This is a genomic window from Pandoraea pneumonica (assembly GCF_902459645.1).
In the GTDB taxonomy this organism is placed as follows: Bacteria; Pseudomonadota; Gammaproteobacteria; order Burkholderiales; family Burkholderiaceae; genus Pandoraea; species Pandoraea pneumonica.
Genome location: NZ_CABPSK010000002.1, coordinates 1,244,823 through 1,259,937, shown reverse-complemented (window position 1 = coordinate 1,259,937; position 15,115 = coordinate 1,244,823). Strand labels below are relative to the sequence as shown.

The window sequence follows — 15,115 nt, the reverse complement described above, 5'->3', positions numbered from 1 at the left end:
CATCGATGCTAACCATAAAATCGAACGGCCGTCCTATTATTGTGGGACGCCCATGGGCGAACAAGGAATTTATTAGATCGGAATACCTAATCGGTTTCCGTGGGGAAGCCCCGTGGAATCACGGCGAGAGCGCCGCTGGGCGGGCTTCTAGATGCCTTTGGCAGTGCCCAGGGAATCCGGCTGCCGCCATGCCGGTGAGCGCTCAGTCGTACTTGCCGCGCGTGAGCACCTTCATCGCCAGACGGTACAGCCGGTAGGCCGCCCATTGGCGAAAGCGCCGCCATGCCGAGCGCTCGCCATAACGGGCGGCATCGATCAGACGCGCCTCGGCAAACGCCTTGCGGATATGGTCGCGCAATTGGATGACAACCGGATCGTCCAAGAAGACTACGTTGGCTTCGTGATTGAGAAAGAGGGACAGCGCATCGAGGTTCGACGACCCCACGGTTGCCCACACGTCATCCACCACCGCGACCTTGCCGTGCAATTGGCGCATGTCGTATTCGCCGATACGCACGCCGGCTTCGAGCATCTTGGCGTACAGCCAGGGCACCGCCGTGTCGAGCAGGCGAAACTCTTTGCGGCCGATGAGCAGATGGACCGCCACGCCGCGTAGCGCCGCCTGCGTGAGCGCACGCCGCAAGCGCCGCCCTGGCACGAAGTACGGGTTCGCGAGCCAGACTTCGTGACGCGCCCGTCCCAGTGCCATCAGATAGGCTTTTTCGACCGAACGGCGATTGTGGAGATTGTCGCGTGCGACAAAAGCCGCCTGCCCGACGACAGACGAATGCAGTCGCCCGCGCTGTCCACGCCGTCGATGGCGGAACGGCGTACCCAGATAGCCGGGTGCGAGACGCAGCCATTGGATATGAAACGCAATGGCGATTTCAGCGACGATGGGGCCACGGCATTGCACGGCGAAATCCCAGCGCGGGTCGCTCATACGCGTGCCACCGCCTGCGTTGTAGTCGTCGATGATATTGATGCCGCCAACGAACGCGACCTCGTGGTCGATGATGGCGAGCTTGCGATGTGTGCGAGAAAAGCCGAACTTGCCGAACAAATGCGGGTTGTAGATGCGATGCATCACGCCGCTGTCTCGCCACTCGGCGGCGAGCGGCAGGCGTCGGCTGGTGCCCACGCCGTCGGTAATCACGCGCACGGCAACGCCGCGTTGCGCGGCGCGTTGCAGCGCGGCCGAGACATTCTGTCCGGCCTCGTCGGCTTCGAAGATGTAGGTCTCGATCGTCACTTCGCGCCGGGCGGCGTCGATGGCGGCGATCAGCGCGCTAAAGTACTCCGCGCCGAGGTAGAGCAGCGTCAGGTCGTTTTCGTGGGAGAACGGCAGGTACTTGCTCATCGGCGCGGCGGGGCGTCAGCGCACGCGCGCGGGGAGTTGTCGGATGGCGTCGCCGTTCGACGGTGAGAAACACCGGGCGGCCGCGGCCTCCCAAGGCAACCACTCGTACGCGACATGCTCGCGCGGCGCGAGCGTCACTGGCGTGTTCTCGGGCACACATAAACCAAACCAGTGCTCGGTGTTGCGCGTGACATCCGGCGCATAGCGATGCGCCCAGCGCGGGTAGATGTTGTATTGAATCTGATGCTGCCAGTCCGTCAGTGCGCTGGTTGGCACACCGCCCTCACCCACGCGAATCCCGGTCTCTTCAAACACTTCACGCATCGCCGTCTCGATCAGCGGTTCGTCGAGCGTGTCTTTGCTGCCGGTCACCGATTGCCAGAAGTTGTCGGCATCGGCGCGCTCGATCAGCAACACGTCGAGTGCGGGCGTGTAAATGACGACGAGCACGGATTCGGGAATCTTGAAAGGCTTCATGCAAGTGGTGAACGGTGAAAGGCTGCGCGAATGCCGTGCGCTGGTGGCTCATTGTAATGGGCAACCGGTGCGATCGGTCATTCAGCATCATCGCGTCTTATCTCGAATTACGCGCGCGTGACCGCATCCCAATAGCACACAGGCAGATCGTCAGGGCGCACGCCACCGACGTCGATCCACGCAAACGTCGAATGCTCGTTGCTCGTCACCAGCGGCGTCAGATCTTGCGGGTCCTGCTCACAAACGTAAAAGACCAGCATCACGTACCGCCCGGGAATCACTTCGAACGAGGCGCTACCGTGGTAAGTCACCTGTGCGATTTGCCAGCCGCACTCCTCTTGCACCTCACGCCGCACGGCGTATTCCAGAGACTCACCGGGCTCCGGCTGCCCGCCGGGCAGTTCCCATTCCTCGCGCGGGTTACGGGCGAACAGCACCGTATCGTTGCGACGAATGATCGCCTTTGCACTCACTATCATCGCTTCGCGCTCCTCGGATAATCGATCTGAAAAACAAAAACCCCCTCGCCTTTCGGCAGAGGGGGTTCGAACGTTTCGCCACGAGCGAGTGCTCGTGAGATGCGTTATGCCTTCGGTGCTTCGGTCTGACGCAGACGGATGTGCAGATCGCGCAGTTGGCGCTCGTCGACCGGCGACGGGGCTTGCGTGAGCAGATCTTGCGCGCGTTGCGTCTTCGGGAAGGCGATCACGTCGCGAATCGAATCAGCACCGGCCATCATCGTGATGACGCGGTCCAGACCGAACGCGATACCGCCATGCGGCGGCGCGCCGTATTGCAGCGCGTCGAGCAGGAAGCCGAACTTCGCACGGGCTTCTTCTTCACCCAGCTTGAGCGCGCGGAACACCTTGCTCTGCACTTCCTCTTGGAAGATACGGACCGAACCGCCACCGATTTCCCAGCCGTTGAGCACCATGTCGTAAGCCTTCGCCAGGCACTTGCCCGGGTCGGTTTCGAGATAGTCGATGTGCTCGTCCTTCGGGCTCGTGAACGGGTGATGGCAGGCCACCCAGCGGGCATCTTCTTCGTCGTATTCGAACATCGGGAAGTCGACCACCCACAGCGGACGCCAGCCGGCTTCGAACAGGCCGTGGCTCTTGCCGAATTCCGAGTGACCGATCTTCAGACGCAGCGCGCCGATACCGTCGTTGACGACCTTTTCCTTGTCGGCACCGAAGAAGATGATGTCGCCGTCTTGCGCGCCGGTGCGCTCGAGAATCGAGGCAATCGCAGCGTCGTGCAGGTTCTTCACGATCGGGCTTTGCAGACCGTCGCGGCCCTTGGCCACTTCGTTGACCTTGATCCAGGCCAGACCCTTCGCGCCGTAAATCTTCACGAAGTCGGTGTAAGCGTCGATCTCGCTACGCGAAATCTCGGCACCGCCCGGCACGCGCAGGGCAACCACACGGCCGCCTTCGGTCGTAGCCGGCACCGAGAACACCTTGAAGTCCACGTCGCCCATCACGTCGGTCAACTCGGTGAATTCGAGCTTCACGCGCAGGTCCGGCTTGTCCGAACCGAAGCGGCGCATCGCTTCCGAGAACTGCATGACCGGCACCTTGGCGTCGAACTCGACGTTGATGGCTTCCTTGAACACGTGACGAATCATGTTCTCGAACAGATCGCGAATCTCTTGCTCCGACAGGAACGAGGTTTCGCAGTCGATCTGCGTGAATTCCGGCTGACGGTCAGCACGCAGGTCTTCGTCGCGGAAGCACTTGGTGATCTGGTAGTAACGGTCGAAGCCGGCCACCATCAGCAACTGCTTGAAGAGCTGCGGCGACTGCGGCAGCGCGAAGAACATGCCCGGGTTCACACGCGAAGGCACGAGGTAGTCGCGCGCGCCTTCCGGGGTGCTCTTCGTGAGCATCGGGGTTTCGATGTCGATGAAGCCTTGCGCGTCCAGATACTTGCGCACTTCCATCGCCACCTTGTAGCGCAGGCGCAGGTTGTATTGCATCTGCGGGCGGCGCAGGTCCAGCACGCGATGCGTGAGGCGCGTGGTTTCCGACAGGTTTTCGTCGTCGAGCGGGAACGGGGGCGTCACCGACGGGTTGAGCACTTGGAGCTCGTGGCACAGCACTTCGATCTTGCCGCTCGTCAGGTTGGCGTTTTCCGTGCCTGCCGGACGGGCGCGCACCAGACCGGTAATCTGCACGCAGAACTCATTGCGCAGGCCTTCGGCGGCCTTGAACATCTCTGCGCGGTCCGGATCGCACACGACCTGCACCAGACCTTCGCGATCGCGCAGGTCGATGAAGATGACCCCGCCGTGATCACGGCGGCGATTGACCCAGCCACAAAGCTTGACCGTTTGGCCCAGTTGTTGCTCGGTCACCAGACCGCAGTAGGAGGTACGCATGGACATTTTGCTGTTCCGATTTTCAAAAAATGACGCCGGGAGTCACCGGTGGCTCACAGGAGCGGGCCGGGACGTTGCTGGCGCGGGTTGTGGGCGGGCGCCACCACGCCCATCGATACGATGTACTTGAGGGCGGCATCGACCGTCATGTCGAGCTCGACAACGTCGCTCGCCCGCATCATCAGGAAGAAGCCTGACGTGGGGTTCGGCGTCGTCGGGACATAAACGCTCACATACTCGCCCTGCAAGTGGTTGACCACGTCGCCGCCCGGCGCGCCGGTCAGGAAGGCGATGGTCCAGGAGTCCGCGTGCGGATAGCGCACGAGCAACGCCTTGCGAAACGCGTTGCCATTGCTCGAGAGCAATGTATCGGACACCTGCTTGACGCTGCCGTACAGCGGCCCGACCACGGGAATGCGGGTCAACACCGCTTCCCACCAGCCGACCAGCTTCTGGCCGATGAAATTATGCGCCAGAAGGCCGACGACGAACACGAAAGCCAACGTGACCACCACGCCGAAGCCCGGCACGCGCATGCCAATCAGTCGCGACGGCTGCCATTCGTCGGGCAGCAGCAACAGCGTCTGATCCATCGTGCCGATAATCAGGCCCAGCACCCACAACGTGATGGCGAGCGGCACCAGCACCAGCAGGCCGGTGAGGAAAATCGTCTTCAACGCGGGTTTTTTGACGCTCATGGCAGGACTCGCGAATGTCGGCGGCTACTGGGTCAGCGGGGTCAATCACACGCCAGGCCGCCGGGCCGGACGTGTCGTTCTGCTCTTCTGGGTAACGCGGGTAATGCTAATTCGGCTAATTCGGGTAATGCGGTCAATTCTGGCAATGCTTAGTGACAAGCGCAGCCGCCGCCGCAACTTGCCGCCGGGGCGCTCGACGATTCACCGCCCGAAGACGACGAGGCCGATGCCGATTCCGTCGACGACGAAGCGCTCTCACCCGACGAGGCAGCCACCGCCGTCGACGATGCGCCCGCTGCCGGTGCGCTCGCGCCGCCCGAGCCACCGCGGAAATCCGTGACATACCAACCCGATCCCTTGAGCTGGAAGCCCGCCGCAGTCACCTGCTTGCGGAACGTGTCCTTGCCGCATTCCGGGCATTGGGAGAGCGGGTCATCGCTCATTTTTTGCAGCACATCTTTCGCGAAACCGCATGTTTCGCAACGATAGGCGTAGATAGGCATGATTCTTTCCGACGGGAAAAGGCGCGCAAAGCCTTGAATTATAACCGCTTCACAAGGCTTTCGGGATTTGTCCGGAGATATATGGGCACGCGGTGACGCAAGATCAAGGTCTGGCGTCACCGTATTCGACGTTTCTGGCCGATGGCACCGTGTGACGGCACCCGGCAAAAGAGCGAGCGCTCACATAGCCGCCCTGCCCGGCACTTAGATCGTCGACACCTCTTGCCCCGGCGGCTGACCGCGCTCGGAGGCCGGTTGCAGCAGCGAGCCCACGACCATGCCGCCAATCGAGGCCAGCAGACCAGCCAGTTGCGGAGGCACCAGCCCCTCGGGGGCCATCACTTCGCAGCCGATCCAGACGATCAGCCCGGCAAACACGGCCAGCGTGCCGCCCAGCGAGCTGGCGCGCTTCCAATACAGGCCGAAGGCCAGCGGCACGAAGCAGCACACCAGCGTGACCTTGTAGGCGCTCTCGACCATCTGGAAGATCGACGCCTTCGAATTCAGCGCATACACCAGCACCAGCGCGGTGAAGCACAGCACAACGATGCGCATCAGGCGCAGCAGATGCTTGTCGTCGATCTGGCCGCTCAGCATCGGGCGAATGATGTTCTCGGCAAACGTGACCGACGGGGCCAGCAGCGTGGCCGATGCACAGCTCTTGATAGCCGAGAGCAACGCGCCGAAGAACATCACCTGCGCCACGATCGGCACGCTGGTGAGCACCAACTGCGGCAGAATCTGTTGCGGATCGGTGCCGATGTACTTCTGCACCATCGACGGCGCGATCAGCAGCGCCGAGTAAGCCAGGAAGATCGGGATGAACGTGAAGAAGAAGTACAGCACGCCGCCCGTCACCGAACCTGCCACGGCGATGTTTTCGGTCTTCGACGACATCACCCGCTGGAACACGTCCTGCTGGGGGATCGAGCCGAACATCATGGTCACGCCCGCCGCGATAAACGCCAGCACATCGGCCGGATTCATCTCAGGCAGGAACACGAACTTGCCCGCTTCTGCGGCGTGAGCGATCACTGCCGTCGCGCCGCCCGGCACCATGCCGGAGACTTCCACGGCGATGTAGACCAGACCGACCACGATGATGATCATCTGGATAAAGTCCGTCACTGCCACCGAGATCATGCCGCCGAGCAGCGTGTAGGCGAGTACGGAGACGGCACCGATGATCATGCCTGTCGGCTCGGACATCGCCCCGCCCGACACCGTATGGAACACGAGGCCCAGCGCCTTGATCTGCGCGCCCACCCAGCCGAGGTACGAGATCACGATGGCGATACTCGTCACCACTTCGACGGTGCGGTTGTATTTGAGCTTGTAGAAGTCGCCGATCGTCATGAGGTTCATGCGATACAGCTTGCGGGCGAAGAACACCCCGACGAGCACCAGACACATCGACGAGCCGAACGGGTCGGCCACGATGCCGCGCAGGCCGTCGCCGATGAACGTGGCCGGGATGCCGAGCACGGCTTCCGAGCCGAACCACGTGGCAAACACCACGGCGATGACCATGCCATACGGCAGGCGGCGTCCGGCGACGGTGAAATCTTTGGTATTGCGGACCTTGAGGGCGGCCAGCAGCCCGATGGCCACCGAAATGACCCAATACAAAATGACAAACCAGATCAGCATAACGCGGCCCCAGCCAAGCCCCAGGGCGACGGTAACGGCGGCGGCGTCAGTGTCAGGGGCGTGATCCGGCGCTAGGAGGCCGCACACGCGAACTAACGAAACCGTGCCGCGGGCCGCAGCCTTCCGGGCAACAGAAATTCAGGTCGAGCATGACGGGGCTGATGCTGTTCAGCGCTCGGGGGCGCCCGTTTTGCCACCTGGCGAAAAAATTTGGGCCGATTATAGCGGCGCGGGACACGCGCGGGGAAAAAATCACAAATCCCGGTGGCAGGCGTTGCAGATTTCGGGAAAGTTAGCGCCGCCGCCACACCATCCAGTGCTCGGCCCCGGCGAACACGGGGACCGAATCGGCGGCATCGACCGGCTGATTCACTTCGCAAATGAAGTCTTGAGTGAGCAGTGCATCCAGCGCATCGGGGGCGATACCGAACGGCGGCCCCTTGGGTGTCTCGCGCAGGAAGAAGAACCCCGCCAGTCGCGCACCGCTAGGCAGCAATTGCGCGACGCGGCGGGCGTAGTCCTGCCAGAGCGTGCGCGGCAGCGCGCAAAGAAACGCCCGTTCGTAGATCAGGTCGATCGCGAACGGCGGCGTGTAGGCAAAGAAATCGGCCTCTTCCACCAGCGCGGCACGATCGCCCAACTGGGCCTTCGCCTGTGCCACGGCCACCGGCGAGAAGTCGATGGCGCGGACCGGCCATTGCTGCGCGTCGAGCCAAGCGGCTTCGTACGCCGCGCCACAGCCGGGAATCAGCGTGGCCTGCGGTTTGGCCTCGCTCGCGACGAACTCACGCAGTGCACGCGGCACGCCGGCGGCGTCCCAAGGCATGAAGGCGCTCGCGAAGCGCTCGTTCCAGAACTCGGCACGTGACGAGTCGCGATGAGAGAACGCCGGAGCGGCGGGCGCGGCAGGGGCGGCAGACGCCGGAGAATTCACAGCGCCCGCCTCCGGTTGAGGTTTATCCACCATAGAGCCAGATAAAAGCAGCGAGTACACCGATGGCGATACCGCCGACCAGACAGAACGCGCCGGTCAGCAGCCGGTTAGTGCGGCGCTGCTCCTGAAGCAGCGCGAGCAACAGCGTGTCGTCTTGCGGGCGGGCGTGGGCAGCGAGCGCCTGATGAATGAGACGCGGCAGTTGTGGCAGCGTCTTGCTCCATTGCGGCGCTTCGGTCTTGAGCCGTTCCAGCCAGCCGCGCGGGCCAATCTGTTCGGCCATCCAGCGCTCGAGGAACGGCTTGGCCGTCTTCCACAGATCGAGATCCGGGTCGAGCTGACGCCCCAGCCCTTCAATATTGAGCAACGTCTTTTGCAGCAAAACCAATTGCGGCTGAATCTCGACATTGAAGCGGCGCGACGTCTGAAACAGACGCATCAGCACCAGCCCCAGCGAAATTTCCTTGAGCGGCCGGTCGAAATACGGCTCGCAAACCGCGCGAATCGCCCCTTCCAACTCTTCGACGCGGGTATCCGACGGCACCCAGCCCGACTCCAGATGCAGCGATGCCACCCGGTGATAATCGCGGCGGAAAAACGCGAGAAAGTTCTGCGCCAGATAATTCTTGTCGAACTCGGAGAGCGCGCCGACGATGCCGCAATCGAGCGCGATATAGCGCCCAAACGTGGCCGGATCGAGACTCACGAGAATGTTGCCCGGGTGCATGTCGGCGTGGAAGAACCCGTCGCGCAAAAACTGCGTGAAGAAGATCTCGACACCCTCGCGCGCCAGCTTCTTCAGATCGACACCGGCCTCTCGCAGTACCTCGATCTGGCTAATCGGCACGCCACGCATGCGCTCCATCACGAGCACCGTGCTGGAGCTCAAGTCCCAATACATCTCGGGCACCATCAACATGCCCGAATCGATGAAATTGCGGCGCAGTTGCGCGGCATTGGCCGCTTCGCGCATCAGATCGAGCTCGTCATGCAGATACTTGTCGAACTCGGCCACGACCTCGCGCGGCTTCAAGCGCTTGCCGTCCGGCCACAAGCGCTCCACCCAACCGGCCAAATCGCGCATGAGCGCCAGATCGCTGTCGATCACGCTCAGCATGTTCGGACGCAGCACCTTGACGGCGACTTCCTTGCCCGCATGCTGCCCTTCGCGAATGCGCGCGAAGTGCACCTGCGCGATCGACGCGCTGGCCACCGGCGTGCGCTCGAACTCTACGAACACTTCTTCGAGTGGGCGGCCCAGCGACTTCTCGATCGCAGCGCGTGCCAATTCCGGATCGAACGGCGGCACCTGATCCTGCAAGCGCGCCAGTTCCTGCGCGATATCGGGCGGCATCAGGTCGCGGCGCGTCGAGAGCACCTGCCCGAACTTCACGAAAATGGGGCCGAGCGCTTCGAGCGCCAGACGCAGACGCTCGCCCCGCGGTGCCTTCAAGCCACCGCGCCCGAACGACAACACGCGCATGAGACCGCGCGCAAACGGATGCGGAATGCTCGAGAGCACCAGTTCGTCGAGGCCGTAGCGGTAGCAGACGAAGAGAATCTTGATGAGGCGCAGAAGTCGCATTGGTTAGCGGCCTCCGGTCGAGCGCGGCACGCCGGGCTGACGTTCGAGCTTTTCAAGACGCTTTTCGAGCCGTGCCAAGTCGTCGCGCAAGGTGCCGATGTCGGCACGCATGGCATCGAGCCGTGGCCGCGCCACGAGCAGCGGATTTTCTTCGACGAAGTAATCGGTCAGCGAACGAGCGAACGTGGCGCCAGTCCGGCGAGCACCCGCCACAGCGGCCTTACCGGTTTCGGTCACGCGATGGGCAGCCGCGTCGCCAATGACCTTGCTCAGGTCTTCAGCGGCCTCCCAGCGCAGGTGCTGGGCAAGATAGGACACCGTATTCGCAAACTCGGCATCGCCTTCGATTTTCACGTGACGCATGACAGCGGCCTGACCGCCGCCCGCAAAGTCGGCCAAGGCCGAAGGCGGTACGGCGATGCTGACGTCGCAGGGGGTGTCGGCCTCGAAGGCGGCGAGATAGCCGTCGTCGCCCACCTGCAAGCGCAGGTCGAACGGCGACATCGCCAGCCGGGCGGATGCGCCGACATGATGGCGCAGGCGTTCGCGCGCCCACGGTTCGCGGGCGAGCAAGTGATTCACGGTGGCGGCAAAGGCTTTGGCGGCGACGGTCATGAGCTTGGCGGCCGGCCGGCGCAGAACACCGGTCGCACCGAAAGACGTCGCCCGCAGTACAACGGCCTGCGGGCGGCAAAAACAAAAGAGCCCGCGCTTCAAACGCGGGCTCTCATTGTAAGGCAGGTTACGGCAAAAACGGCGGGAGCTTAGTTCAGCTGCTGAATCCCGGCCAGCACCCAACCGGCGTTGCCGGTGACCGGCTTGGTCAGGTTCCAGACTTCGTTGAACGGCTCGGCCGCAGCGCCTTCGGCTTCACGGATCAGACCCGAGAAACGCACGCTGGCCATGTACTCGGCAGCGGTTTGCTCGATGCCGAGCAGTTCGGCGTCGAGTTGGACCACGTCGGTACGGTTGGTCGACTTGCCGCGCTCTTCCAAGTCCATCTTGATTTCCGCGAACATCTGCGGCGTGGTGAACTCGTTGATGTCGGCTTGATCGCCCTTATCCCAAGCGGCTTGCAGACGGTTGAAGTACACCTTCGCGCTGCGCAGGAAGCCTTCGACATCGAAGCCAGCCGGCACGCCGAACGGACCGGCCGCAGCGGCTGCGGCACCCGCGACACCGGCGGCAGCCGGCACTGCCGACAGCGTCGATTGCGTCGGTTGGGACGATGCAGCCGGTTGCGACGCGTTATCCCACGACTGACGCAGGGAGTTGTTCGACGCGTCGTTGCCTGCACCGGCACCAGCGTAGGCCGGGGTTTGCGACTGCGACTTATTGCCGCGGAAGCGACGGATGACCCACAGCACGGCGAAAGCGATCAACGCGATGATGATGACGTTGGCCATCATGCTGGCGAAGGCGCCACCCATGCCGAAGTGCGACAACAGGGCTGCGATACCCAGACCGGCGGCGAGACCGGCGATCGGGCCGAGCCAGCGGTTGGCGGGCTTGGCAGCGGCGGCCGCACCTGCGGCACCGGCACCAGCGGCTGCCGGGGCAGCTTGGTTCGGGGTCGCGCTCGGGCTTTGGGCCGGTTGTTGCGGCGTGGCTTGACGCTGCGTCACGGTGTTGGACTGCTTGCCGACGCTCCGGCCGCCGCCAACGCGCTTGGCATCAGCGTCCGCGATCGTCATGCCGACCGCCAATACGCCGGCCACCACGCCCAACAACAGCTTGTTTTTCAGGAACTGGAACATCGCTCTGGTCTCTCCGTGGAGTTATAAGGTGTTGTCTATCGACAGGCGTCTACTCGAATGGTTCACAAAACTTTTTTACGTAATGAAACCAAACCGCAAGTCGAGCGGCGATTCTGCCACAGAGAAAATGCCCTGCGCATGAAAAACGCCCCGCGTCGGAACGAAAGTCCGGCTATCGGGGCGTCTACAGCAGCAGACCGGCTTGTCACGCCCGGCTGCACTACTAAGTAATGACTAATTCGCTACTAATTAAGTAGCTTCAGAACTTGCGGCCGATGTGCAGCGCAACCACGCCAGCGGTCAGGTTGTGGTACTCCACGCGCTCCAGCCCGACGTCTTCCATCATCGACTTCAGCGTTTCCTGATCCGGGTGCATACGAATCGACTCGGCCAGATAGCGGTAGCTGTCGGCGTCGCCCGCGATGCGCGAACCCAGCCACGGCAGCACCTTGAACGAGTACGTGTCGTAGGCCTTCTCCAGCGGCTGCCACACCTTCGAGAACTCCAGCACCATGACCTTGCCGCCCGGCTTGATCACGCGGCGCATCTCGGCGAGTGCGGCGTCTTTGTGCGTCATGTTGCGCAGGCCGAAGGCCACGGTCACCACATCGAAGTAGTTCGACGGGAACGGCAGCTTCTCGGCGTCGCACAGCAAGGCGGGCGTCACGATGCCAGCGTCGAGCAGACGGTCGCGGCCCACGCGCAGCATCGACTCGTTGATGTCCGTGAGCCAGACTTCGCCGGTCGGGCCCGCTTGGCGGGCAAACGCCTTGGACAGATCGCCCGTGCCGCCCGCGATATCGAGCACCTTGAAGCCCGGTCGCACCGCTGCGCGCCCGATCGTGAACGCTTTCCAGATGCGGTGCAGACCGCCCGACATCAGGTCGTTCATGACGTCGTACTTGCTCGCTACCGAATGGAACACTTCGGCGACTTTGCCTGCCTTTTCCTTCTCGTCGACGGTCTCGTAACCGAAGTGGGTCTGTTCACCCATCGCAATCTCCCAATTCATCAAAGCGGCGCACACAGCGCCGCCGTTGCCCCAGTACGTCAATACGCCAACGCGTCAATGGTGGTGGCAGCCGTGGCCGCTGGCGGGCGACGGCATCGGCGTGTCGCGATCGACGCCTGCGGCGGCTAGCTTGTCGAGATACTCCTGCCAGAGCGCGTCCTGACGCACGCACAGCTCGTAGAGGTAATCCCAGGAATAGATGCCGGTGTCGTGGCCGTCCGAGAAGACGGGCCGCACGGCGTAGTTGCCGATCGGCTCGAGGCCGTTGAGCGTCACTTCGCGCTTGCCGGTCTGGAGCGTTTCCTGCCCCGGGCCGTGGCCGCGCACTTCGGCCGACGGCGAGAGCACGCGCAGGAGTTCGAACGGCAGCCGGTAGGTTTTGCCGTCTTCATATCCCAGCTCCAGCACACGCGAGGTGCGATGCAGCGTGAGGGAAACCGGAATCGGCGTGTCTTTCTCCAGCCCTGCCATGTGTGTGACTCCAGAAATTCGGTCGGTGTGCCGCGCACACCGGCCGGAAGTATAGCTGCTCAGGTCGCTGCCGACCACGCAAGCGCACGCGCCTGCCTGCCCCAGCGCCCGCTCAGTCGCGTCAGTTCGACGTCGGCCACGCCGGGATGCGGCTCAATTCTGCCACGATCGCTTCACGCAACGCCGGGAGCCACGCGGCCCGCTCCGCGAGCACGGCCTGCGGCAGCTCACGTTGCGGCGCGCTCCAGACCGAGCCCGGGAAATGGATATCGTCGCGGTAGCGCGGAATCACGTGCCAGTGCACGTGCGGCACCATGTTGCCGAGGCTCGCCACGTTCACCTTATGCGGCGACATCACCGTGCGCTGCGCCGTCTCGACGGCAAACACTACGCGCATCACATGCTCGCGCGCGGCTTCGGGCAAATCGCTCATCTCGGCCACGTGCGCGCCCCAGACCACGCGCGCAAAGCCCGGATACCCCGCCTCGTTGGCCAGCACCACACGCAGCACCGGGTCGCGCCACACGACGTCGCCGCCGTCACCTGCGCAAAACGGACAGTCCATGATCTTCTCCCTTGATCCCCGCACTTGTCAGTGCTTCTTGCCTTTCGTTCGCTTGCCCGTCGCCGGGTCGACCGGCCCGAGGGCGAGTTCGGCGAAATCGATTTCGCTCAGCATCTCGCGCAGCGTTTCGTCGTTGATGCGATGCGTGATGCGTAGTCTCGACAACTCCACCCGTTCGGCCTGAATCGCCGCCGCGCGCAATCGGCGCTCGACTTCCACCTCGCGCACGGCACGCTCGCGTGTCTCGTCGGTGGCGGTCGATGCATTGAGCGTGCGGCGGTAGCGCCCCATCACGCGTGCAGCCGCTTCGGCGCACACGGCGGTATCGAGTTCGTCGCCCGACTTCGCAATCACCTTTTGCAGCGACTCTACTGCACGAATGGCGGCTTCAGACGCTGCCACACGGGCCTCGCCCATTTCACGATTACGCGGGTCTTCGGCGGGCCAGCGCACGCCGCGCAACAGAATCGGCAAGCCGAGACTGCCCCCGATCAGCGAGAGCAGAATCACGCCCGCCGCCAGAAAAATCAGCAGATCGCGCCCGGGAAACGGTGCGCCGCCGGGCAGTGCCAGCGGCACCGAGAGCGCACCGGCCAGCGTCACCGCGCCGCGCACGCCCGAGAGGGCCGTCACACCGGTGAAGCGAATGCCCGGCTTGAGGGTGATTTCGCCGCGTCGCATGCCCATGAAATACATCACGCGCCACGCCACCCACACCCAGCAAAAGCGCAAGACGATCAGCACTGCCGAGATGGCGCCGACGTAGAACATCAGTTCAGAGAGCTTCGTGAGCGCCGCCCACAAGTGTTCGTTGGGGCCCAGTGCCGCGCGCACGATGTCGGGCAATTGCAGCCCGAGCAGCACGAACACGGCGCCGTTGAACACGAATTCGAGCATCGACCAGACACCGTTGCCGAGAATGCGCGTGACCGTACGCGTGTTGAGCAAATCGGTCGAACTCACCGTCATCCCGGCGGCCACCGCCGCGAGAATGCCCGAGAAGCCGAAGTGTTCCGCGAGCAGATAAGCGGCGAACGGCATGAGCAGCAGCAACAGCACGACCGTGGCGGGTTCCTCGGTCGAGGCGTCCATCACGCGGCGGTGAAACTGCGTAAAGAGCCACGTCACGGCCCAACCGGCGAGCAGCCCGCCGAGTGCGATGACGAAGAACGAGAACGTCGCGTTACCGATCGAGAAGATGCCCGTCGTGGCGGCCACGAGGGCGAACTTGAAGACGACGAGGCCCGAGGCGTCGTTCATCATCGCCTCGCCTTCGAGCACGTGCATCAGCCGCGTGGGCATGCGCATGCGCCCGGTGAGGGCGGAGACAGCAACGGCATCGGTCGGCGAGAGCACGCCGCCGAGCGCGAAGGCCACGGCGAGCGGAATCGACGGAATCATCCAATGGATGAAATAGCCCACGCCCAGCACCGTGAAGATCACGAGACCGAGCGCCATGGCGATGATCGGCACGCGCAGGTGCCAGAACTCGCGCTTGGGCATGCGCCAGCCGTCGGCGAAGAGCAGCGGCGGAATAAACAGGAGGAAAAAGATCTCGGGATCGAGATCGATGTGAACGCCAGCGCCCGGATAAGCGAGCGCGGCGCCCACCGCGATCTGGACGAGCGGAATCGGGAGAAACCGCACGAAACTGCCCAGCACACCGGTGAGCGCCACCACGAACAACAGGATGAGCGCTGTAAAGACTACTTCCATGCCACCT

15 protein-coding genes are annotated in these 15,115 nt (G+C 63.3%); all 15 read right to left on the bottom strand.

All coding sequences use genetic code 11. The features are described from left to right. Positions 1-202 precede the first annotated feature (202 nt). The 15 genes from clsB to PPN31114_RS14755 all read right to left on the bottom strand — a co-directional run bounded on the left by clsB (position 203) and on the right by PPN31114_RS14755 (position 15,108). Positions 203-1,360 (bottom strand): cardiolipin synthase ClsB, encoded by a 1,158-nt coding sequence (gene clsB / locus PPN31114_RS14825; RefSeq protein WP_150680211.1) that lies wholly within the window; start codon positions 1,358-1,360, stop codon positions 203-205. Between the two features lie 15 nt (positions 1,361-1,375). Continuing rightward, a complete protein-coding gene (gene nudB, locus PPN31114_RS14820; protein WP_150680210.1) occupies positions 1,376-1,837 on the bottom strand; it encodes a dihydroneopterin triphosphate diphosphatase in 462 nt (153 codons plus the stop codon). A 107-nt stretch (positions 1,838-1,944) separates the two neighbouring features. Continuing rightward, a complete protein-coding gene (locus PPN31114_RS14815; RefSeq protein WP_150680209.1) occupies positions 1,945-2,316 on the bottom strand; it encodes an NUDIX domain-containing protein in 372 nt (123 codons plus the stop codon). Positions 2,317-2,420: 104 nt separating this feature from the next. After that, entirely contained in the window at positions 2,421-4,223 is a 1,803-nt protein-coding gene (aspS, locus tag PPN31114_RS14810; RefSeq protein WP_150680208.1) for an aspartate--tRNA ligase, read from the bottom strand. Positions 4,224-4,270: 47 nt separating this feature from the next. Beyond that, positions 4,271-4,915 (bottom strand): DUF502 domain-containing protein, encoded by a 645-nt coding sequence (locus PPN31114_RS14805; protein ID WP_150680207.1) that lies wholly within the window; start codon positions 4,913-4,915, stop codon positions 4,271-4,273. Positions 4,916-5,064: 149 nt separating this feature from the next. Continuing rightward, positions 5,065-5,418 carry an FmdB family zinc ribbon protein gene (locus tag PPN31114_RS14800; RefSeq protein WP_150680206.1) on the bottom strand — a complete coding sequence of 118 codons (354 nt, stop codon included), beginning with the start codon at positions 5,416-5,418 and terminating at the stop codon, positions 5,065-5,067. Positions 5,419-5,622: 204 nt separating this feature from the next. Continuing rightward, complete coding sequence (locus PPN31114_RS14795; protein ID WP_150680205.1) at positions 5,623-7,068, bottom strand: high affinity choline transporter 1; 1,446 nt, start codon at positions 7,066-7,068, stop codon at positions 5,623-5,625. A 292-nt stretch (positions 7,069-7,360) separates the two neighbouring features. Beyond that, the gene (locus PPN31114_RS14790) at positions 7,361-8,035 is read right to left on the bottom strand and encodes a methyltransferase domain-containing protein (protein ID WP_150680204.1); all 675 of its coding nucleotides are present in this window, start codon (positions 8,033-8,035) and stop codon (positions 7,361-7,363) included. After that, on the bottom strand, positions 8,025-9,587 hold the full coding sequence (ubiB, locus tag PPN31114_RS14785; protein WP_150680203.1) for a ubiquinone biosynthesis regulatory protein kinase UbiB: 1,563 nt from the start codon (positions 9,585-9,587) through the stop codon (positions 8,025-8,027). The genes PPN31114_RS14790 and ubiB overlap by 11 nt, the downstream gene beginning before the upstream one ends. A gap of 3 nt (positions 9,588-9,590) precedes the next feature. Beyond that, entirely contained in the window at positions 9,591-10,202 is a 612-nt protein-coding gene (locus PPN31114_RS14780; RefSeq protein WP_150680202.1) for a ubiquinone biosynthesis accessory factor UbiJ, read from the bottom strand. 149 nt (positions 10,203-10,351) lie between these two features. Further along, a complete protein-coding gene (locus PPN31114_RS14775; RefSeq protein WP_150680201.1) occupies positions 10,352-11,344 on the bottom strand; it encodes a Tim44 domain-containing protein in 993 nt (330 codons plus the stop codon). A 259-nt stretch (positions 11,345-11,603) separates the two neighbouring features. After that, positions 11,604-12,338, bottom strand: coding sequence for a bifunctional demethylmenaquinone methyltransferase/2-methoxy-6-polyprenyl-1,4-benzoquinol methylase UbiE (gene ubiE / locus PPN31114_RS14770; protein ID WP_150680200.1), 735 nt, complete (start codon positions 12,336-12,338; stop codon positions 11,604-11,606). A 72-nt stretch (positions 12,339-12,410) separates the two neighbouring features. Then, positions 12,411-12,827, bottom strand: a complete 417-nt coding sequence (locus tag PPN31114_RS14765) for a gamma-butyrobetaine hydroxylase family protein (protein ID WP_150680199.1) — start codon at positions 12,825-12,827, stop codon at positions 12,411-12,413. A gap of 121 nt (positions 12,828-12,948) precedes the next feature. Beyond that, a complete protein-coding gene (locus PPN31114_RS14760; RefSeq protein ID WP_150680198.1) occupies positions 12,949-13,392 on the bottom strand; it encodes an HIT family protein in 444 nt (147 codons plus the stop codon). 27 nt (positions 13,393-13,419) lie between these two features. Beyond that, positions 13,420-15,108 carry a Na+/H+ antiporter gene (locus PPN31114_RS14755; RefSeq protein WP_150680197.1) on the bottom strand — a complete coding sequence of 563 codons (1,689 nt, stop codon included), beginning with the start codon at positions 15,106-15,108 and terminating at the stop codon, positions 13,420-13,422. Positions 15,109-15,115 lie beyond the last annotated feature (7 nt).

Coding starts and splice junctions, on each gene's coding strand:
- PPN31114_RS14760 (WP_150680198.1), bottom strand. CDS start 13,392: ATGGACTGTCCGTTTTGCGCAGGTGACGGCGGCGACGTCGTGTGGCGC.
- nudB (WP_150680210.1), bottom strand. CDS start 1,837: ATGAAGCCTTTCAAGATTCCCGAATCCGTGCTCGTCGTCATTTACACG.
- PPN31114_RS14815 (WP_150680209.1), bottom strand. CDS start 2,316: ATGATAGTGAGTGCAAAGGCGATCATTCGTCGCAACGATACGGTGCTG.
- PPN31114_RS14805 (WP_150680207.1), bottom strand. CDS start 4,915: ATGAGCGTCAAAAAACCCGCGTTGAAGACGATTTTCCTCACCGGCCTG.
- PPN31114_RS14790 (WP_150680204.1), bottom strand. CDS start 8,035: ATGGTGGATAAACCTCAACCGGAGGCGGGCGCTGTGAATTCTCCGGCG.
- PPN31114_RS14780 (WP_150680202.1), bottom strand. CDS start 10,202: ATGACCGTCGCCGCCAAAGCCTTTGCCGCCACCGTGAATCACTTGCTC.
- PPN31114_RS14800 (WP_150680206.1), bottom strand. CDS start 5,418: ATGCCTATCTACGCCTATCGTTGCGAAACATGCGGTTTCGCGAAAGAT.
- ubiB (WP_150680203.1), bottom strand. CDS start 9,587: ATGCGACTTCTGCGCCTCATCAAGATTCTCTTCGTCTGCTACCGCTAC.
- ubiE (WP_150680200.1), bottom strand. CDS start 12,338: ATGGGTGAACAGACCCACTTCGGTTACGAGACCGTCGACGAGAAGGAA.
- PPN31114_RS14755 (WP_150680197.1), bottom strand. CDS start 15,108: ATGGAAGTAGTCTTTACAGCGCTCATCCTGTTGTTCGTGGTGGCGCTC.
- clsB (WP_150680211.1), bottom strand. CDS start 1,360: ATGAGCAAGTACCTGCCGTTCTCCCACGAAAACGACCTGACGCTGCTC.
- PPN31114_RS14765 (WP_150680199.1), bottom strand. CDS start 12,827: ATGGCAGGGCTGGAGAAAGACACGCCGATTCCGGTTTCCCTCACGCTG.
- PPN31114_RS14775 (WP_150680201.1), bottom strand. CDS start 11,344: ATGTTCCAGTTCCTGAAAAACAAGCTGTTGTTGGGCGTGGTGGCCGGC.
- PPN31114_RS14795 (WP_150680205.1), bottom strand. CDS start 7,068: ATGCTGATCTGGTTTGTCATTTTGTATTGGGTCATTTCGGTGGCCATC.
- aspS (WP_150680208.1), bottom strand. CDS start 4,223: ATGTCCATGCGTACCTCCTACTGCGGTCTGGTGACCGAGCAACAACTG.